Genomic DNA, 18,736 nt, shown 5'->3' on the forward strand with positions numbered 1-18,736 from the left:
ACCATCCCGCCCGTCGGTGACGTTTATCTAGGGAATACTGCGCTTTACCCCAGGACAAAGGAGAGCACGATGGCGGCATTGCTGCGTGAGGTCATCGGCGACGTGCTGCGCCGTGCCCGGACGTCCCAGGCCCGCACTCTGCGGGAGGTTTCCGATTCGGCGCGGGTCAGCCTGGGTTATCTCTCCGAGGTCGAGCGCGGTCGCAAAGAAGCCTCGAGCGAGCTGCTCAGCGCCATCTGCTCGGCGTTGGAGATCCCGTTGTCGCGGGTGTTGACTGACGCCGGCGAGCGGATGGCGCGCCAGGAGAAGGTGACCTTGGCCGGCACCGGCGCGACCAATATCGACGCTGCGACGAAGGTCGTCATCCCGTCGACGGTCACGATGGCGGTTGCGTAAGTCCCTCGGCGATCAATTTCTGCCGGGGGTGTGGCGATCTGTGCGGACCCGATAAATTGGGCTACGAACATGTACATGCCAGGCAGAGTTCGACAACTTAAGGCGGAATGAATCCATGGCCAATCCGTTCGTGAAGGCATGGCGCTACCTGACGGCGCTGTTCAACTCGAAGATCGACGAGCACGCTGACCCGAAGATCCAGATTCAGCAAGCCATCGAGGAAGCGCAACGCACCCACCAGGCGCTGACCCAGCAGGCCGCCCAGGTGATCGGTAACCAGCGCCAGCTGGAGATGCGGCTCAACCGTCAGCTTGCCGATATCGAGAAGCTGCAGGCCAACGTCCGGCAGGCGCTGACACTGGCAGATCAGGCGGCCGCCACCGGGGATGCCGCCAAGGCCACCGAATACAACAACGCCGCCGAGGCGTTCGCGGCGCAACTGGTCACCGCCGAGCAGAGTGTCGAGGACCTCAAAGGTCTGCACGATCAATCGTTGCAGGCCGCCGCTCAGGCCAAGAAGGCTGTCGAGCAGAACGCGATGATGCTGCAGACGAAGATCGCCGAGCGCACCAAACTGCTCAGCCAGCTGGAGCAGGCCAAGATGCAAGAGCAGGTCAGCGCGTCGCTGCGGTCGATGAGCGATCTCGCCGCTCCGGGTAACACGCCCACCCTCGACGAGGTTCGCGACAAGATCGAGCGGCGCTACGCCAACGCGATGGGCGAAGCGGAGCTCGCGCAGAACTCGGTGCAGGGCCGCATGCTGGAGGTCCAGCAGGCCAGTGTGCAGATGGCCGGCCATTCCCGTCTCGAGCAGATCAAAGCGTCGATGCGTGGCGACGCACTTCCTGCAGGCGGCGCGCCGACGGCCACTCCGGCCACCCCCGCTGTAGCTGCCGAGGCCACTCCCGAGAACCCGCTCGGCCAGTAATCCGGAAGAAGGTCCCTTTGGCGACGAAGATGGCGGCTCGGCAGTGGCATGGGTTGGTCCAACGCGGGATCGACTCCGCCAGCGAAGCCGCCGAGGTAGTGGCCCACAAGCTCAGCGCGGTCGCCGACCCGCGGGCGCGGCAGCTGCGTAAGCGCAAATGGGCGCTGCGGCTGGGGTTGTTCTTCGGCTTCTCGTCGTTGTTCTGGGTGTTCGTCACCGGGCTGCTGGCAACCTGGAGTGTCCCGGTATGGGGCCTGCTGATCACCGGACTCATTGCCGCCGGTGCTGCCTTCCCCGCGACCCTGCTGTTGCTGCGCTACCGGTGGCTGCGGGCCACCCCGCTGCCGGCGCAACGCCCGGGCATTGCCCGCAGGCTGCCGCCGCCGGGTTCGGCTGCGCGCCCGGCGATGTCGGCCCTCGGTGCTTCGGAACGAGGATTCTTCTCGTTACTGGGCGTGATGGAACGCACCAAACTGCTACCGGCTGAGGAGATTCGCGAGCTGACGCTCGCGGCCAACCGGAGTTCGTCGACCATGGCCGCCACGGCCGCCGAGGTGGTATCGATCGAACGCGCAGTCCGCGCCACCCCGCACTCGCAGGCCTACCTGGTGCCCAGCATCAACGCATTCACCGCACAGCTGGGCAACGGCGTCCGACAGTACAACGAAATGGTCACTGCCGCAGCACATCTGGTATCCGCGGCGACGGGCGGATCGATGCCGGTTTCGCCCATGTCGCAGCAGCGTTACCGCGATGAGCTGACCGGCGCGACCGATCGGCTGCTCGGCTGGGCGCAGGCCTTCGACGAACTGGGCGAGCTACGTAGGGCTTGAGGGCGCTCAGATATCGCTGCTGGAGGCCGGGCCGTCCCGCGGGCCGTACTTGTCGATGTATGCCTGATGGATATGGGCGTTCTTCTGGCGTGAGATTTCGTCGACCAGAGCCGGGTCGAGCCCGTGTAGCCGCAGCATGTGGCGGCGCCAGATCTTGTTGAGCGCGTGCGAGAAGTACACAAACGGAATCAGGATCGGCACCGTCATCGACAGGTGAACGTACAGCGTCGTCGGGATCAGCCAGAACGGCGACAGGATCACGAACGCCGGGATGAAGACCCGGATCATCACCCGCCGCGTCGCACCCGGGCCGGCCAGGTCGTTGCGGACCCAGTCGAGCATCGAGTCCGGCAGGCGGCGGCTGAAATAGCAGTAGCCGATCAGCTGCCACAGACTCGGCTTGGTGCGGCCGGCTGCCGCGACTGGACCCGTCATCAGAACTTCCGCTGCAACGACGGAACGGCGATCGCCGCCACCCCGCGCACCAGTGCCTTGATGAAGTCGAAGTTGTCGAAGTAGTCGCGCCACAACGTGATTCGGCCCTCGTGAACCTCGAAGATGCCGCACACCCAGAAGTTGAGCCGCAGCGGCCCGAAGATCAGCGCGTCGGTCCGTTCGGTGAGCACGGAATCACCTTCTGCGGCAGCCCGGTGGATCTTGACGTCGAACCCGACGCTGGGCCGCTGCATACCGGCGAACAGCTTCATCGCGCGCCGAGAACCGCGGATCGTCGGGAATCCGACATTCTGGTAGACCAGATCTTCGGCCAACAGTGCGCCGGCGGTATCGAGGTCCTTGTCGCGCAGCGCCCCGAGGAACTTCTCCACGGTCGCGGTATTGGCATCCGTACTCACATCGGTCTGCTCCGTCATGGCCACCAGCCTAGTTCGCACCAGCTGTGACAGGGTATGGCGATGCGTGTTGCCGTGGTCGCCGGCCCTGATCCTGGGCATGCATTTCCCGCGATCGCGCTGTGCCTGCGATTCTTGGGCTCCGGGGACGTTCCGACCTTGTTCACCGGCATGGAATGGCTCGACACCGCTGCGGCGGCGGGCATCGACGCGGTCGAACTGCTCGGCCTGGACCCCACCGCGGCCGACGATGACGCTGATTCCGGAGCCAAGATCCATCAGCGCGCAGCCCGGATGGCGGTGCGCAACGTCCCCGTGCTGCGCGAACTGGCGCCCGATCTGGTGGTCTCCGATGTCATCACCGCCTGCGGGGGGATGGCCGCGGAGCTGCTCGGCATCCCGTGGGTCGAGCTCAATCCCCACCCGCTCTACCGGCCGTCGAAGGGCCTTCCGCCGTTGGGCAGTGGGCTTGCGCCGGGTACCGGCATCGGCGGGCGGCTGCGGGACACTGTGATGCGGTCGCTGACGGCCCGGTCATGGCGCAAGGGACTGCAGCAACGTTCGGCGGCCAGGGTGGGGATCGGCCTGCCTGCCGTCGATCCAGGGCCGGTGCGACGGCTGATCGCCACGCTGCCCGCCCTCGAGGTCCCGCGCCCGGACTGGCCCCGCGAGGCCGTCGTGGTGGGGCCACTGCATTTCGAGCCGACCGAGGCGGTGCTGCAGATACCGCCCGGTGATGGCCCGGTGATCGCGGTGGCGCCATCCACGGCGACGACGGGGACGACGGGACTTGCCGAGCTGGCGGTGCAGTGTCTGACGCCGGGGGAGGTGCTGCCCGAGGGCGCGCGCGTGGCAGTGTCTCGCCTCGGTGGCGAGCACCTGTCCCTGCCGCCTTGGGCGGTCGCCGGCCTGGGCCGGCAGGACGAACTGCTGTCCCAGGCTGACGTGATGGTCTGCGGCAGCGGGCACGGAATTGTCGCCAAAACTCTGTTGGCGGGTGTGCCACTGGTGGTGGTTCCCGGTGGGGGCGATCAATGGGAAATGGCCAATCGCGTTGTGCGCCAAGGTAGTGCACGACTCATCCGGCCTCTGACGGCTGAGGCTCTGGTGACCGCGGTGCGTGAGGTGTTGTCGGTGCCCGGCTACCGGGAGGCGGCCCGGCGGGCTGGGGCGTCGCTGTCGGAAACCGGCGGTGTCACCGATCCGGTACGGGTGTGCCATGAGGCACTGATGGAGGCTGGGTAAATTGGGTGGCGTGCGGCTGACTGAATTCCGTGAGCTCGTCGACGGGCAGTTCGGCGCGGTGCGGGGGGCTTCGTTGCTTGTCGACCACGTGTTGACCAGCATGGGTGGCCGCACCGCGGCGCAGGCCATCGAGGATGGCGCGGAACCGCGCGATGTGTGGCGCGCACTGTGCGCAGATTTCGACGTACCCCGCGATCAGTGGTGACTTTTCGGGTCGTCTGACCCCGCGGCGTGTCGGTCCTTGTCTTCGAACATCTGTTCGTTATTGTGGTGAGCGTTCGACGCGGCGACTTTTGTCGGTGGGCAGTCCTAACCTCTGGACCAACCGACTGGAACACCGGTCACCGAACACGACTACCGGAGAGGCACCACCATGGCGCAAGCCCCTGATCGCGAGAAAGCTCTCCAGCTTGCCCTCGCGCAGATTGAGAAGAGTCACGGCAAGGGCTCGGTCATGCGCCTCGGCGACGAGATACGCCAACCGATCTCGGTCATCCCGACGGGATCCATCGCTCTGGATGTGGCGCTGGGCATCGGCGGACTGCCTCGTGGCCGCATCATCGAGATCTACGGCCCGGAATCCTCCGGTAAGACCACTGTCGCATTGCACGCGGTGGCCAATGCGCAGGCTGCCGGCGGTATCGCGGCGTTCATCGACGCCGAGCATGCACTCGATCCCGATTACGCCAAGAAGCTCGGTGTCGACACTGATTCGCTGCTGGTCAGTCAGCCCGACACCGGTGAGCAGGCACTCGAGATTGCTGACATGCTGATCCGGTCCGGCGCGCTGGACATCCTGGTTATCGACTCGGTGGCCGCACTCGTGCCACGCGCGGAGATCGAGGGCGAGATGGGCGACAGCCACGTCGGCCTGCAGGCTCGCCTGATGAGCCAGGCGCTGCGCAAGATCACCGGTGCGCTGAACAACTCGGGCACTACCGCGATCTTCATCAACCAGCTGCGCGAGAAGATCGGCGTCATGTTCGGCTCGCCCGAAACAACAACGGGTGGAAAGGCTTTGAAGTTCTACGCCTCCGTCCGCCTGGATGTGCGCCGCATCGAGACGCTCAAGGACGGCACCGACGCGGTGGGTAACCGCACTCGCTGCAAGGTCGTCAAGAACAAGATGGCGCCCCCGTTCAAGCAGGCCGAATTCGACATCCTCTACGGCAAGGGCATCTCCAGGGAGGGCTCGCTGATCGACATGGGTGTCGAGCACGGCTTCATCCGCAAGTCCGGCTCCTGGTTCACCTATGAAGGTGAGCAGCTTGGTCAAGGCAAGGAGAACGCCCGCAACTTCATGATGGAAAACCCCGAAGTTGCCAACGAGATCGAGAAGAAGATCAAGGAAAAGCTCGGTATTGGTGCAGTGGTGACCGATGACGCGACCAATGGCGTTCTCCCAGCCCCAGCCGACTTCTGAGCCATCGCGCGAGGAGCAGGCGCGGGCAGTATGCCTGCGCCTGCTCACCGCGCGAGCCCGCTCCAGGGCCGAGCTGGCGGGGCAGCTGGAGAAGCGGGGATACCCCGATGACGTCAGTGCCCGGGTGCTCGACCGGTTGGCCGATGTCGGCCTGATCGACGACGTGGACTTCGCTGAGCAATGGGTGCGGGCCCGACATGTCAACGCAGGAAAAGGTAAGCGCGCGTTGGCTGTTGAGCTGCGAAACAAGGGTGTCGACGGTGACGTGATCACCGCGACCCTGGAGAGTATCGACGCCGGAGCCGAGCGGGAGCGAGCCGAGCAGCTGGTGCAGGGCAAGCTGCGGCGCGAGGCGCTGACCGGTGACGATGATGACAAGATCATGCGGCGACTGGTGGCGATGCTGGCCCGCCGCGGCTACAACCAGAGCATGGCGTTCGACGTCGTTCGCACCGAATTGGCAGCGGAGCGGGACCGCCGGAGGGTCTAGCAGTTTCTGTTGCAGAATGGGCGCATGCTGCTCTCCGCCAAGCTGGCGCCCACCTTCGACTACCCGGTGCTGGAGGAATTCTGGCGCAACACTGACGAGCTGGGTTTCCATTCGGTCGCCAACTATGACCACTTCTACGGGCTGGGCGAGCCAGCCACGCCCACCTTCGAAGGCTGGACGACGTTGGCCGCGATGGGATCAGTGGTGCGTCGGGCGCGGATCAGCTGCCTGGTATCCGGCGTGACCTATCGCCATCCCGCCGTATTGGCGAAGATGGCCGTCACGGTGGACCACATCAGCGGGGGTCGGCTGGATTTCGGTATCGGGGCAGGGTGGCACGAGCGTGAGCACCGCGGCTACGGTATCGAATTCCCCAGCGCGGGCACACGTGTCGCCATGCTCGATGAGGCGTTGACCGTGATCCGTCGGCTGTGGACCGAGGAGTCGGTGACGTTTACGGGTCAGTTCTACACGCTGACCGAAGCGTTGTGCGAGCCCAAACCGGTGCAGCGTCCGCATCCGCCGATCGTGATCGGTGGCGACAAGCCACGGATGCTGCGCGTGATCGCCCGCCACGCCGACGAGTGGAACGCGACCAGCATCGGCGATGTACAAGTGTGGGCCGAGACCAGCGCGCGGCTCGACACTGCCTGCCGGGACGCCGGCCGTGACCCGGCGCAGATTCGCCGCTCCGTCCAGCTGTTCCTGTATCCCACTCAGGAGGGTCAGATCGACGAGCAGCTGGCCCGGTTGCCCGAGTTCGAGGCGGCCGGCTGTGCGCATGCGGTGCTCTCGTTCTATCAACCGCCGACGGTGGCCCAGCTTCAGCGGATCGCGGAGCTGGCCTAGTCGGACCTGTTGCGGCGGCTTGCCATCACTTCGGAGAACACCTCGGACATCGGCGGAACGGCGCCGTGTCTGCGCCGGATCACATCGGCCACCAGTCCGGTCCAGCCGGTCTGGTGACTGGCGCCCAGGCCGGTGCCGTTGTCACCGTTGAAGTACTCGTGGAACAACAGATTGTCCCGCCACCGCGGATCGGTCTGCATCCGCTGTGAGGCGCCGAAACACGGCCGGTTGCCGTCTGCACCGACCAAGAACAGTGACACCAGTCGGCCTCGGAGGTCATCGGCGACGACGTCGAGGGTGACCTCGTTACCCGAACCGGTCGGATACTCGATGACGAGCTCCTGACCGCAGAAATGATAGAAGCGCTCCAGGGCTGAGGCCACCAGGAAGTTCAACGGAAACCACACCGGCCCACGCCAATTCGAGTTTCCGCCGAACATGCCGGTGGTCGACTCGGCCGGCTCGTAGTCGATGCCGGCCTGCAGGCCGTTCACGTTCAGCACGTACGGGTGTTCGCGGTGATAGGCCGATAACGAGCGCAGGCCATGCGGTGAGAGGAATTCCGCTGGGTCGAACAGGGTGCTCATCATCCGGCGGACCCGGTCCATCCCGATCACGCCGAGTAGAAGGCGCTGTTGGCCGTCCTGCAACCGCAGCACTTCGGTGTCCGTCTTTTCGGTATCGGCAAGCCCGCGCCGGCGCAGGTAGTCGGCGAAACGCTTGCCGACCGCCAGCGACTGTTCCAGGACGTCCTCGTCGATGACTGCGGTGGCCAGCAGCGGGATCATCGCCACCATCGAATGCACGCGCACCGGTATGACCGTGCCGTCGGGCAGCACGATCCGGTCGTAGAACATGCCGTCGGCTTCGTCCCACACCCCGACGGTGTCCAGCGCGTCGGCGATCAGGGCGAAGTGTTCGACGAACTTCTGCACCAGATCCAGCGCGGGCCGATACCCGGTGCCATGCAGGATCGCCGCGATCTGAGCCATCGCCAACGCATAGGTGGCCATCCAGCCCGTCGCATCGGACTGCTCCAGAATCCCCTCGAACGGCAGCTCCGATCGGTTCAGCGGGCCGATGTTGTCCAGCCCCAGGAAGCCACCTTCGAAGAGATTGGAGCCGTCGGCGTCCTCGCGGTTGATCCACCACGTGAAGTTGACCAAAAGCTTGTCGAAGATCCGGCTGAGAAAGTCCATGTCGCGGCCGTTGTCGATCGCGAAGACCTCCAGGGCTGCCCACGCCTGGACCGGCGGGTTCAGGTCGCTGAAATTCCACTCGTAGGACGGCAACGCCCCGTTGGGATGCTGAAACCACTCCCGGCACAGCAGGGACAGTTGATATTTCGCGAACGCGGGGTCGACATGGGCCAGGGCCACACACTGGAACGCCAGATCCCACGCGGCGAACCACGGGTACTCCCAGGTGTCCGGCATGGACATCACATCGAACGCCTGGAAGTTGCGCCACCGGTCATTGCGGATGAACTGCCGCTGTGGCGGTGGGGCGGGCTGGCCGGGGTCGCCATCGAGCCATCGCGCGACGTCGTAGTAATAGAGCTGCTTGCTCCACAACATGCCGGCGAACGCCTGCCGCATCACCGCGGCTTCGTCAGCCGATGCCGCCGGCGGCGTGAGCTCGGCGTAGAACTCGTCGGCATCGGCCTTGCGTTCGGCCGAGATATCGGTGAAGTCGTCACCGAGCGCACCTGCCTGCGTCACACCGGCGGGTCGTAGGCGTAATCGTAGTTCGACGGACTGTCCTGACTTGACCGAAAGCTGATACCACATGGCACATTTGGAGCCGGTCATGGCCGGGTTCACTGTCGCGGCGCCGGTGACGACATGGTCGTTGATGCCGTCGGCGGGATAGCGGGAGAGCGGATCCTGGTTGTAGAGGCGAGCGACGTTGGTGACGTTGTCGCAGAACAGCAGCTGCGGCTGGTCCCCGTCGGGCGCTGGGCCGCACAGCAATTCGAGATCACCGAGGAACGGATGGGTGGTGGTGACGGCGCCCTCGGGAGTCCCCGAAATGGTCGGCGCATCAGTCGGTTCACCCCAAGACCACGTATTGCGGTACCACAGGGTGGGCAGCACATGCAGGGTGGCGGTATCGGGGCCGGCGTTGGTCACGGTGACCGTCATCAGGATGTCGGTGGGATCGGCCTTGGCGTAGTCGACGTCGACGACCCAGTACCGGTCGTCATCGAAGACTCCGGTGTCCAGCAGTTCGTACTCCGGTTGGTCCTTACCGCGACTCTGGTTCTCCTGCAACAGTTTCTGATATGGATAGCTCTTTTGCGGATAGTGGTAACGCCATCTGTTGGAAGCGTGGCTGGGTAGCGCGTCGAGATACCACCAATACTCCTTGACGTCTTCGCCATGGTTGCCTTCGTAGCTGTTCACCCCGAACGCCCGCTCTTTGAGGATCGGGTCGTTGCCGTTCCACAGTGCCAGCGCCAGGCACAGCCGTTGCTCGATATCGCAGAACCCGGCCAGGCCGTCCTCGCCCCACCGGTAGGCCACGGAGCGGGCATGGTCATGCGGCAGATAGTTCCAGGCGTCACCGTCGGCGCTGTAGTCCTCCCGCACGGTGCCCCACTGCCGCTCGCTCAGATACGGCCCCCAGAGGTACCAGTCGCTGGCGTGCCGCAGTCCCTGGTCGAGCCGCCCGAAGCTGTCGACCCGGCCGCGTTCGGCGCCGACCTGCTCAGCGGTGCGGTGTTTCATAGCCGTTAACCTAACGTCCGGCGTGTCCGGGAGCTGTCAGGCGCCAGGGCCGGCGACCAGGTTCGGTGGTGTGCCGCCGTCGGCGAAAGTCTCGATCTGGTGCAGCGCCACCGCGTACGCCCGTCGCCACGCCCCGGAGGTGTCGCCGGCGATGTGCGGTGTCAGCAACAGGCCGGGCGCCGACCAGAGCGGATGGCCGGCAGGCAAAGGCTCTGGGTCGGTGACGTCGAGTGCGGCACGCAGCCTGCCGGCGACGAGTTCGGCAAGCAGAGCATCGGTGTCGACCAGCGCGCCCCGGCCCGCGTTGACGACGATCGCGCCGTCGCGCAGACGGGCAAGGAAGTCGGCGTCGACGATGTGTCGGGTCGTCTCGGTGTTCGGTAGCAGGGCGACCACCGCGTCCGCCTCGGGCAGGAGTGTGTCCACCTCGGTCAGCGCCACTACGCCTGGTCTGGCTGTCCGGCCCGCCAGGGTGACCTCGGCTTCGAACGGCGCGAGCCGTGCGGCCAGGTTGACGGCCAGGTCGCCTGCCCCGAGAACGACGATCCGCTTTCCGAGGAGCGTTTCGGTTTCACGGGGGTCCCAGACGCCGTCGGCTTGGCGCTGCGCGAAAAACGGCAGATCCCGGTAGATGGCGAGCAGCGCGGCGACCACCCATTCGGCCGAGGAACCGCCGTGGGCGCCACGGCCGTTGGACAGCAGCACGCCGGCCGGCAGGTGGGGGAGCCACTGATCGAAGCCGGCGTTGAGGGTCTGCAGCAGCCGTAGCCCGGGCAACTCGGCGAACCTGGCCCCCGTCTCCTTGGCGTGGTCATAGTCGACGACGACGACCGTCGCATCCAGGTGTTCCGGGGGAAACGGGTCACCGGGCACGTACCGGATCGCCTCGATACCCGGTGTGCTGCTGAGTGCTTTGACGCCGAGGTCGTCGGGGACAAGGACTTTCAGGGGATGGGCCACTGCGACAACCTAGAGGCTCAGTCGGCCTGCTGCACCCGGGCGCCGGGCGCACCCTCCTGCTCGATGGCCTGCGCATCCAGCGGACGTGGCGCGCGGCTGGACCGGCGAAGGCGTTTCTCCACCCTGACGGCTGCCGCGGACAGCGCGAAGTTGACGCTGATCATCAGGATCGCGATGACGATCAACGCCGGCACGTAGTTGCCGTAGGCCGAGCCGACCTGGGTGCCCTGGCGGACCATTTCCACGAACGTGATCTGATATCCGATCGCGGTGTCCTTGAGGACCACCACGAGCTGTGAGATCAGCACCGGCAGCATCGAGGTGATCGCTTGTGGCAGCAGGATCGCGCGCATCGTCTGACCCCACCGCAACCCGAGCGCGGAAGCCGCTTCGGCCTGGCCGCGCGGCAATGACGTGACCCCGGCTCGGACGATCTCGGCGATCACCGCGCCGTTGTACAACGTCAGTCCCGTCACCACACCGGCCAGCGCCAGCTGCTTGGACGGGAAGACGTCGTACAGCGCGTACAGGGCGAATGCGAAGATCATCATGATCAGTACCGGAACGGCGCGGAAGAACTCGACGAACACCGAGCAGAACCAGCGGATCGGCCCGTTGTGCGACAACCGTCCGACACCGAGGGCGAAGCCGAGGATCATCGCCAGCACGATCGAGATGGCCGCCGCGGTCAGAGTGCCCTGGATGCCAGGAAGTACGTACGTCTTCCACAGGTTGCCGGTGAGGAACGGCTCCCATTTCGCCGAGGTCAGCTGGCCCTTGGCCGACAGCTTGCCGTAGATCACCCACAGGACGAGAGCCAGGAAGACGAGGGTGATCGCCGAGACCACCCGGTTGCGGACCCGCGCCCGGGGTCCCGGCGCGTCGAAGAGCACGGATGCGGTGCTCATCTGGCCACGGCCAGCCGCTTGCCCAGCCATCCGAACACCAGCCCCAGCGGCAGGGTCAGGATGACGAACCCGGCCGCGAAGATGCCACCGATCAGCAACAGCGCGGCCTCGTTCTCGATCATCTTCTTCATCAACAGCGCCGCCTCGGCGACGCCGATAGCCGAGGCGATTGTGGTGTTCTTGGTCAACGCGATCAGCACCGAGCCCAGCGGGATGACCACTGCGCGAAAAGCTTGTGGCAGCAAGATGATTCGCAGGTTCTGGCCGAACGTGAAACCGAGCGACCGGGCCGCTTCGGCTTGGCCGAGCGGCACGGTGTTGACACCGGAGCGGATGGTCTCGCAGACGAACGACGCGGTGTAGACCGTCAGGCCGAGCACCGCCAGCCGAAAATTACTGTCGTCGATGGAGGTCAGCGAGTTCGCGTCGACCAGGGTGATGCCCAGGGTCTGGGACAACCCGAACGAACAGAACAGGATGATCAGCGTCAACGGGGTGTTGCGCAGGATGTTGACGTAGGTGCTGCCGATCCAGTTCAGCATCGGCACCGGTGCCAGCCGGAATCCGGCCAGCACCGTGCCGAGGATGAGCGCGCCGATACCCGAGCAGACCGTCAGTTTGATGGTGATCCAGAACGCCGCAAAAATCTCGTCCTGGTACTTGGTGAAGATCTCCACAGACAGCTACCGGGTGTCCGCTTAGCAGGGGTCGAGCGTCGGCGGAGTGGGTGCGGGCAGGCCGGCGGGACCGAGGTTCTTGTCCCACGCGGCCTTCCATGCGCCGTCGGTCTCCATCTTCTTGAGCGCGTCGGTGACCTTGGTGCAGAACTCGGTGTCGCCCTTCTTCAAGCCGATGCCGTAGTTCTCCGTCGAGAACGGCTCGCCGACGATCTTGAACGTCCCCGGGCTCTGGGCGGCGTAGCCGGCCAGGATGACCTCATCGGTGGTGACGGCGTCGATCGCACCGTTCTTCAACGCCTCGATGCAGGCCGAGTAGGTGTCGTACTGCTGCAACTGCACGCCGGGGTACTTGTCCTTGATGCGCTGAGCGGGCGTCGAGCCCGACACCGAGCACAGCTTCTTGTTGTTCTGCAGCGAATCCGCGCCGGTGATGTCGGTGTTATCGGCCTTGACCAGCAGACTCTGCCCGGTGACCAGGTACGGCCCGGCGAAGCTGACCTTCTCCTTGCGGGCATCGGTGATCGAATACGTGGCGGCGATGAACTTGACCTGATCGTTCTGGATCAGCGTCTCGCGCTGCGCCGACGGCGATTCCTTCCATTCGATCTTGTCGGGGGCGTACCCCAGTTCCTTGGCGACATAGGTCGCGACGTCGACGTCGAAACCGCTCATCGTGCCGTCGGGATTCTTCAGTCCGAGGCCGGGCTGGTCGAACTTGGTGCCGATGACGATGGTGTCGCCGGAGCTGCTGCTGCCACCGCCGCAGGCAGTCGCTGACAGCGGGAGGGCGACGGCGAGCGCGACCGCCGCGGCCACCCGGAATCTCCGGGATCTACTTCTCTTCAGAAACGACACTGTGGTGTTTCCTTCCCGCCAGAGGCGTTAGTGGTTGAGGATCTTGCCGAGGAAGTCTTTGGCGCGTTCGCTCTTGGGGTTGTCGAAGAAGTCGGCCGGGGTGGTGTCTTCGACGATGGCGCCGTCGGCCATGAACACCACGCGGTTCGCGGCCCTGCGCGCGAATCCCATCTCGTGGGTGACCACCAGCATCGTCATCCCCTCTTCGGCCAATCCGGTCATGACCGCGAGAACTTCGTTGATCATCTCGGGATCCAGCGCGCTGGTGGGTTCGTCGAAGAGCATCACCTTCGGTTCCATTGCCAGTGAGCGGGCGATCGCCACCCGCTGCTGCTGGCCGCCGGAGAGCTGGGCCGGGTATTTGTCGGCCTGATTGGCGATACCGACCCGGTCCAGCAGCGCCATCGCCCGCTCGCGCGCCTCGTCCTTGGACACCCCGCGCACCTTCACCGGTGCCAGCGTCACGTTCTCCAGGATTGTCTTGTGCGCGAACAGATTGAACGATTGGAAGACCATGCCCACATCGGAACGCAATTGGGCCAGTTTGCGTCCCTCGGCGGGCAACTCTTCACCGTCGATGGCGATATGACCCGAATCGATGGTCTCGAGGCGGTTGATGGTGCGGCACAGTGTCGATTTGCCCGAACCGGATGGACCGAGGACGACGACAACCTGGCCGCGGGCCACCTCCAGGTTGATGTCCTTGAGCACATGAAGGCTGCCGAAATGCTTGTTGACGTCCCGGATTGCGATCATCGGCGTATCTGCACCGGGGTTCATGGCCTCCGACCCTACCCAGGAAACTCACAGTCCGCCGGTAAGTGGGCAATCATGATCGATCTGCGGAGTTTTGGGTGCTGCCTGCGCCGTCCGTACCATGGTGCGCGTGACGTCGACGGTGCCGCAGGCTGAGATGACGGGGGTGGCCGACCCGGCTGGCCCGGTGCTGCATGCCCGCACCTACGAGGTGCGTACCTACGGCTGCCAGATGAACGTCCACGATTCGGAGCGGTTGGCCGGCCTGCTGGAGGCGGCGGGATATCGCAAGGCCGCCGACGGATCCGACGCCGACGTGGTCGTGTTCAACACGTGCGCTGTCCGGGAGAATGCTGACAACAAGCTGTACGGCAACATCAGCCACCTGGTTCCGCGGAAACAGGCCAATCCCGATATGCAGATCGCGGTCGGTGGGTGCCTGGCCCAGAAGGACCGGGAATCAGTCCTGAGCCGCGCGCCCTGGGTGGACGTGGTGTTCGGCACGCACAACATCGGGTCCCTGCCGGCTTTGCTGGAGCGGGCCCGGCACAATCAGGTGGCCCAGGTCGAAATCGCGGAATCCCTTGTCGAATTCCCGTCCGCGCTTCCCGCTGCCCGCGACTCCGCCTATGCGGCATGGGTTTCCATCTCGGTGGGCTGCAACAACACCTGCACGTTCTGCATCGTGCCCGCGTTGCGTGGCAAGGAGGTCGACCGCAGCCCAGGGGACATCCTGGCCGAGGTCAACTCACTCGTCGAGCAGGGTGTCCTCGAAGTGACCCTGCTGGGGCAGAACGTCAACGCCTACGGAGTGTCGTTCGCCGATCCCGCTGGAGGCCGTCGGCGCGACAGAGACGCTTTTGCGTCGCTGTTGCGGGCCTGCGGAAAAATCGACGGCCTCGAGCGGGTCCGGTTCACCTCGCCGCATCCGGCCGAGTTCACCGACGACGTGATCGAGGCGATGGCCGAAACCGCGAATGTCTGTCCGGCACTGCACATGCCGTTGCAGTCAGGCTCCGATCGCATGCTCAAGGCGATGCGCCGGTCTTATCGCGCCGATCGTTATCTCGGCATCATCGACCGGGTGCGGGCCGCGATGCCCGACGCGGCGGTCACCACCGACATCATCGTCGGCTTCCCGGGTGAGACCGAGGAAGATTTCGCGGCCACCCTCGATGTGGTGCGCCAGGCCCGATTCGCCAGCGCCTTCACCTTCCAGTACTCGAAGCGACCAGGGACCCCGGCCGCAGAATACCCCGATCAACTCCCGAAAGACGTTGTGCAGGAGCGCTATATGCGGCTGATCGCGCTACAGGAGGAGATCTCCTGGGCTGAGAACAAGGCGCAGATCGGAAACACGGTGGAACTGCTCGTCGCCGCAGGCGAAGGACGTAAGGACACACAGACCGCCCGGATGAGCGGCCGCGCCCGCGACGGCCGGCTGGTGCACTTCGTGCCCGGTACCCAGCTGGTACGCCCGGGCGACGTGGTGACCACCGTCGTCACCGGCGCGGCGCCGCACCATCTGATCGCCGACGGAGCAGTGCTGACACACCGACGCACGCGTGCGGGTGATGCCCACGAGACCGGACAGAAACCCCGCACCATCGGTCTTGGCATGCCGGCGCTCGGCATGGCCGCACTGCCCACCCCAGCGCCGGTCGGCGGGTGCTCACGATGACCGAACCAGCTGCGCAGCCGCCCGAGGGTTTCGAGAACTTCAAAGCCGATCTCGAAGCGGCCGAGCGCCGGGTGGCGGGCGAAATCGATCCGGGGCCTAGGGCTGTGGTGGTCGCCGTGCTGGTTTTCGTGCTGCTGGTGTCGTTCATCCTGCCGCACACCGGTGCGGCCAGGGGCGTCGACGTGGTGATGGGGGACAATGCCGCGATCGGCGTCGGTATCGCGTTGCCGTCGCGGGTGTTTTGCTGGCTCACGCTCGTTTTCGGTGTCGGATTCTCGATGCTCGCGCTGCTGACCCGGCGTTGGGCGCTGGCGTGGATTGCGTTGGCCGGTACGACACTGGCCAGCTTCACCGGGCTGCTCGCAGTCTGGTCGCGGCAGACCGCCACCATCGGCCACGCCATGGGACCAGGTATCACGCACCCCGGTCCGGGCTACGGCCTGATCCTGGCGTGGATCACGGTCATCCTGCTGGCGTTCCATTGGGCGCGCGTGGTGTGGACGCGGACCGCGGTGCAGTTGGCTGCCGAGGAACAGCGCCGCCGGGCCGCGGCCGTCGACCAGTCCACGAGCCTGCTCGACCGCCTGGGGAAGCCGGCCAAACCCGGAAAAACGCCGCCGAAGCCAGACTCCGGCGCCCCCCGCAGTTAGCTCTCAGCGCCTCTTGCTCAGTGCGCTGGCCGCCGCATCGGCCCACTCCCGCCACTGCTGAGCGTTGGCCTGTGCCGCTTCGGCGTCTTTGGTCTTACCCGCGGCGGCGGCCTTCGCGGCCTGCTTTTCGTACTGCTCTGCGCGGGCGCGGAACTGCTCGGCCCTGGCCTGTGCCTCGGGGTCAACCCGCTCGGCATCGACCGCGTCGCGCACCTTCTTCTCGACCGCCCGCAGCCGGCGCTCCAGATCAGCGGTCCGTTCCTTCGGCACCTTGCCGATCGCGTCCCACTTGTCGGTGATCGACCGCAGCGCCGCGCGGGCGGCGTCGAGGTCGGTCGCGTTGATCTTCTCGGCCTCGGCCAGCAGCTTTTCCTTCGCAGCGGCATTGGCCTTGAACTCATTGTCGCGCTCTGCGGTGATCGCGTTCCTGGCGGCGAAGAACGTGTCCTGCGCGGCCTTGAACCGTTGCCACAGTGCGTCGTCGACCTCCTTGGCGGTGCGCCCCGCGGCCTTCCATTCGGTCAGCAGGTCGCGGAACGTGGCGCTGGTGGGGCCCCAGTCGGTGGAACCGGACAGTGCCTCGGCGCGCACACACAGCGCTTCCTTGGCCTGCCGTGCGCCCGCCCGTTCCCGGTCCATCTCCGCGAAATGTGAGCCACGCCGCCGGTTGAACGTCTCCCTGGCCGCCGAATACCGCTTCCACAACGCGTCATCGGTCTTACGGTCGAGCCCGGTGATGGTTTTCCACTCGTCGAGGATGTCGCGCAGCCGATCGCCGGCAGCCTTCCACTGCGTGGCATTGGCGGCCAGATCCTCGGCTTCGACCGCCAGCGCTTCTTTACGGGCGGTCTGGGCGGCGCGTTGTTCGTCACGCTTGGCGCGTTCGGCCGTCGCGGCAGCGTCGGCATGCTCGCTGATTGCGGTCAGACGGGCCGCCAATGCGTCCACATCGCCGAGCACGGTGGCCGTCGGTAGCGACTCGGCCAGCGTTGCGGCCGCAGCTTTGATCTTGCGGGCGTCACCGGTACCGGACTCCAGCCGGTGCTCCATCAGCGCGACCTCGGTGGACAGATCGTCGTAGCGGCGGCCGAAATGCGTGAAAGCGGCTTCGTTGTCGCCGGCCTGCCACGAACCGATGGTCCGCTCACCCGCGGAGCTGATCAACCACACGGTGCCGTCGTCGTCCACCCGCCCGAAGCGGTGCGGATCACTGCTGGGGGCGGCGGCGACCGGCGCGGTGGGTTTCGCGGCGGCGGGGCGGGGGCCCGGTCTCGGACCCGGCGTGGGGCCCGGCCTTGGAGAAGGAGCTTGCCCTGGAACGGGTCCAGGGGTCGTCCCTGCAGTCGTTGGCTGCGTCGTATCGTCTGTAGTCATCAGTTACCCCGTACCTAACCCTCCGCGCGGCGGTCCGCGCACTGCCGCGCAACGCGGCGCCTGTTGGCCGTCCACGCTATCGGAGACGTTCCGGTAGCTGTTCGCAGGACGTTTCTAAACTGTTCTGCAGGTATTGAAGCAGGTCGCGGCGCGACGCGCGGCCACGTTTGCGTTGCGGAATCGCTGTCAGTTGCGTCTACTGGCCTAAATGACTGAGGAGTTGGATGGCTAAGGCGGATATCGCCGCGCTGCTCGCACTGGGTGCAGCACTGTTCATCGCCATCGGCGACGTCATGCATCAGCGGTCAGCTCACGAGGTCACCGAGGACAAGGTCGGGCATCTCGAGCTGTTCCTGCGCCTACTCAAGGACACCAGCTGGTGGCTGGGCAGCGCGATTGCGGCAATCGGCTTCACACTGCAGGCCGCCGCGCTCGGCTTCGGTTCGGTGCTGCTGGTTCAGGCCCTGCTCGTCACATCGCTGCTGTTCGCCCTGCCGATCAGCGCCCGGCTGTCGCACCGCACGGTGACGCGCTGGGAGTGGACGTGGGCGGCCCTGCTCGCCGCCGCGGTCGCCGTGATCGTCATCGTCGGTAACCCGACCGAAGGTCACTCCCGCGCCTCCCTTGAGACCTGGACGCTGGTCATCGCCGTGCTGGGCCCGCTGATGGTCCTCTGTGTCGTGGCCGCGGGCATGCTGTCGGGACGACCGATCAGCGCGGTCCTGCTGGCCGTGGTCTCGGGAACACTGTGGGGACTGTTCGCGGTCCTCACCAAAGGCGTCGTAGATCTGCTCGACCACGGCCTGTGGCACCTGATTCGCGCCCCCGAGCTCTACGCGTGGGCGGCCGTGGGCGTCGCAGGCACGGCGTGGCAACAGTCGTCGTTCCGGGCCGGTGCGCTGACGGCCTCACTGCCCACCATGACGATCACCGAGCCCATCGTCGGGTCCGTGCTCGGTGTCGTCGTGCTCGGGGAGACCCTGCGCCCCGGTGAAGCGGGATGGTTCACCCTGGCGGTGGCCGTCGTGGTGATGGTGGTCTCCACCGTGGCCCTGGCCCGCGGTGAGGCCGTCGCCAGCTCTTCAGCGGCTGCTTCGCACCAGGATCCGCCCGGGCATTAGCGTTACC

At 65.8% G+C, this 18,736-nt stretch carries 20 protein-coding genes; 11 read left to right on the forward strand and 9 right to left on the reverse strand.

Translation table 11 applies throughout. From position 1 onward, the window contains the following. The first annotated feature begins 69 nt into the window (after positions 1-69). From clgR to pspM, 3 genes are all read left to right on the forward strand, one after another. Positions 70-396: a transcriptional regulator ClgR gene (gene clgR / locus H7J73_RS23040; protein ID WP_264070036.1), complete on the forward strand. Its 327-nt coding sequence runs from the start codon at positions 70-72 to the stop codon at positions 394-396. A 115-nt stretch (positions 397-511) separates the two neighbouring features. Further along, a complete protein-coding gene (pspA, locus tag H7J73_RS23045; protein WP_264070037.1) occupies positions 512-1,324 on the forward strand; it encodes a phage shock protein PspA in 813 nt (270 codons plus the stop codon). Positions 1,325-1,353: 29 nt separating this feature from the next. Next, entirely contained in the window at positions 1,354-2,157 is an 804-nt protein-coding gene (gene pspM, locus H7J73_RS23050) for a phage shock envelope stress response protein PspM (protein ID WP_264070134.1), read from the forward strand. Positions 2,158-2,163: 6 nt separating this feature from the next. Here the strand turns inward: pspM and H7J73_RS23055 are convergent, their stop codons facing one another. Together H7J73_RS23055 and H7J73_RS23060 are read right to left on the reverse strand one after the other, a co-directional pair. Then, positions 2,164-2,592 carry a DUF5313 domain-containing protein gene (locus tag H7J73_RS23055; protein ID WP_264070038.1) on the reverse strand — a complete coding sequence of 143 codons (429 nt, stop codon included), beginning with the start codon at positions 2,590-2,592 and terminating at the stop codon, positions 2,164-2,166. Next, positions 2,592-3,029: a limonene-1,2-epoxide hydrolase family protein gene (locus H7J73_RS23060; RefSeq protein WP_264070039.1), complete on the reverse strand. Its 438-nt coding sequence runs from the start codon at positions 3,027-3,029 to the stop codon at positions 2,592-2,594. The genes H7J73_RS23055 and H7J73_RS23060 overlap by 1 nt, the downstream gene beginning before the upstream one ends. Positions 3,030-3,071: 42 nt before the next feature. Between H7J73_RS23060 and H7J73_RS23065 the strand changes: the two genes are divergently transcribed. The 5 genes from H7J73_RS23065 to H7J73_RS23085 all read left to right on the forward strand — a co-directional run bounded on the left by H7J73_RS23065 (position 3,072) and on the right by H7J73_RS23085 (position 7,015). Then, positions 3,072-4,253, forward strand: coding sequence for a glycosyltransferase (locus tag H7J73_RS23065; RefSeq protein ID WP_264070040.1), 1,182 nt, complete (start codon positions 3,072-3,074; stop codon positions 4,251-4,253). A 10-nt stretch (positions 4,254-4,263) separates the two neighbouring features. After that, positions 4,264-4,458 carry a DUF3046 domain-containing protein gene (locus H7J73_RS23070; protein ID WP_264070041.1) on the forward strand — a complete coding sequence of 65 codons (195 nt, stop codon included), beginning with the start codon at positions 4,264-4,266 and terminating at the stop codon, positions 4,456-4,458. 168 nt (positions 4,459-4,626) lie between these two features. Beyond that, the gene (recA, locus tag H7J73_RS23075) at positions 4,627-5,676 is read left to right on the forward strand and encodes a recombinase RecA (RefSeq protein WP_264070042.1); all 1,050 of its coding nucleotides are present in this window, start codon (positions 4,627-4,629) and stop codon (positions 5,674-5,676) included. After that, positions 5,645-6,166 (forward strand): recombination regulator RecX, encoded by a 522-nt coding sequence (gene recX, locus H7J73_RS23080; RefSeq protein WP_264070135.1) that lies wholly within the window; start codon positions 5,645-5,647, stop codon positions 6,164-6,166. The genes recA and recX overlap by 32 nt, the downstream gene beginning before the upstream one ends. A 24-nt stretch (positions 6,167-6,190) precedes the next feature. After that, complete coding sequence (locus H7J73_RS23085; protein WP_264070043.1) at positions 6,191-7,015, forward strand: TIGR03560 family F420-dependent LLM class oxidoreductase; 825 nt, start codon at positions 6,191-6,193, stop codon at positions 7,013-7,015. On the opposite strand, the gene H7J73_RS23090 is transcribed toward H7J73_RS23085, so the two are convergent. Genes H7J73_RS23090 through H7J73_RS23115 form a run of 6 tightly spaced genes read right to left on the reverse strand, consistent with a single transcriptional unit; the run spans position 7,012 to position 13,903 of the window. Next, positions 7,012-9,744, reverse strand: a complete 2,733-nt coding sequence (locus tag H7J73_RS23090) for an MGH1-like glycoside hydrolase domain-containing protein (protein ID WP_264070044.1) — start codon at positions 9,742-9,744, stop codon at positions 7,012-7,014. The two genes, H7J73_RS23085 and H7J73_RS23090, sit on opposite strands and share 4 nt — an antisense overlap. A 36-nt stretch (positions 9,745-9,780) precedes the next feature. Continuing rightward, complete coding sequence (locus H7J73_RS23095) at positions 9,781-10,704, reverse strand: 2-hydroxyacid dehydrogenase (RefSeq protein WP_264070045.1); 924 nt, start codon at positions 10,702-10,704, stop codon at positions 9,781-9,783. Positions 10,705-10,721: 17 nt separating this feature from the next. Next, positions 10,722-11,612, reverse strand: coding sequence for an amino acid ABC transporter permease (locus H7J73_RS23100; protein ID WP_264070046.1), 891 nt, complete (start codon positions 11,610-11,612; stop codon positions 10,722-10,724). Continuing rightward, positions 11,609-12,289: an amino acid ABC transporter permease gene (locus H7J73_RS23105; RefSeq protein ID WP_264070047.1), complete on the reverse strand. Its 681-nt coding sequence runs from the start codon at positions 12,287-12,289 to the stop codon at positions 11,609-11,611. The genes H7J73_RS23100 and H7J73_RS23105 overlap by 4 nt, the downstream gene beginning before the upstream one ends. Positions 12,290-12,310: 21 nt before the next feature. Beyond that, positions 12,311-13,138 carry a glutamate ABC transporter substrate-binding protein gene (locus H7J73_RS23110; protein ID WP_276031687.1) on the reverse strand — a complete coding sequence of 276 codons (828 nt, stop codon included), beginning with the start codon at positions 13,136-13,138 and terminating at the stop codon, positions 12,311-12,313. A 36-nt stretch (positions 13,139-13,174) separates the two neighbouring features. After that, complete coding sequence (locus H7J73_RS23115) at positions 13,175-13,903, reverse strand: amino acid ABC transporter ATP-binding protein (protein ID WP_264070136.1); 729 nt, start codon at positions 13,901-13,903, stop codon at positions 13,175-13,177. A 130-nt stretch (positions 13,904-14,033) separates the two neighbouring features. Here H7J73_RS23115 and miaB point away from each other — a divergent pair, with 130 nt between their 5' ends. Together miaB and H7J73_RS23125 are read left to right on the forward strand one after the other, a co-directional pair. Next, positions 14,034-15,584: a tRNA (N6-isopentenyl adenosine(37)-C2)-methylthiotransferase MiaB gene (gene miaB / locus H7J73_RS23120; RefSeq protein WP_435405564.1), complete on the forward strand. Its 1,551-nt coding sequence runs from the start codon at positions 14,034-14,036 to the stop codon at positions 15,582-15,584. Beyond that, positions 15,581-16,234: an Rv2732c family membrane protein gene (locus H7J73_RS23125; protein WP_264070049.1), complete on the forward strand. Its 654-nt coding sequence runs from the start codon at positions 15,581-15,583 to the stop codon at positions 16,232-16,234. The genes miaB and H7J73_RS23125 overlap by 4 nt, the downstream gene beginning before the upstream one ends. Positions 16,235-16,237: 3 nt before the next feature. On the opposite strand, the gene H7J73_RS23130 is transcribed toward H7J73_RS23125, so the two are convergent. Continuing rightward, positions 16,238-17,608 (reverse strand): DUF349 domain-containing protein, encoded by a 1,371-nt coding sequence (locus H7J73_RS23130; RefSeq protein WP_264070050.1) that lies wholly within the window; start codon positions 17,606-17,608, stop codon positions 16,238-16,240. Positions 17,609-17,832: 224 nt separating this feature from the next. Here H7J73_RS23130 and H7J73_RS23135 point away from each other — a divergent pair, with 224 nt between their 5' ends. Then, complete coding sequence (locus H7J73_RS23135; protein WP_264070051.1) at positions 17,833-18,729, forward strand: DMT family transporter; 897 nt, start codon at positions 17,833-17,835, stop codon at positions 18,727-18,729. Positions 18,730-18,736 lie beyond the last annotated feature (7 nt).

The organism is Mycolicibacterium komossense (genome assembly GCF_025822605.1).
GTDB classification, from domain to species: domain Bacteria; phylum Actinomycetota; class Actinomycetes; order Mycobacteriales; family Mycobacteriaceae; genus Mycobacterium; species Mycobacterium komossense.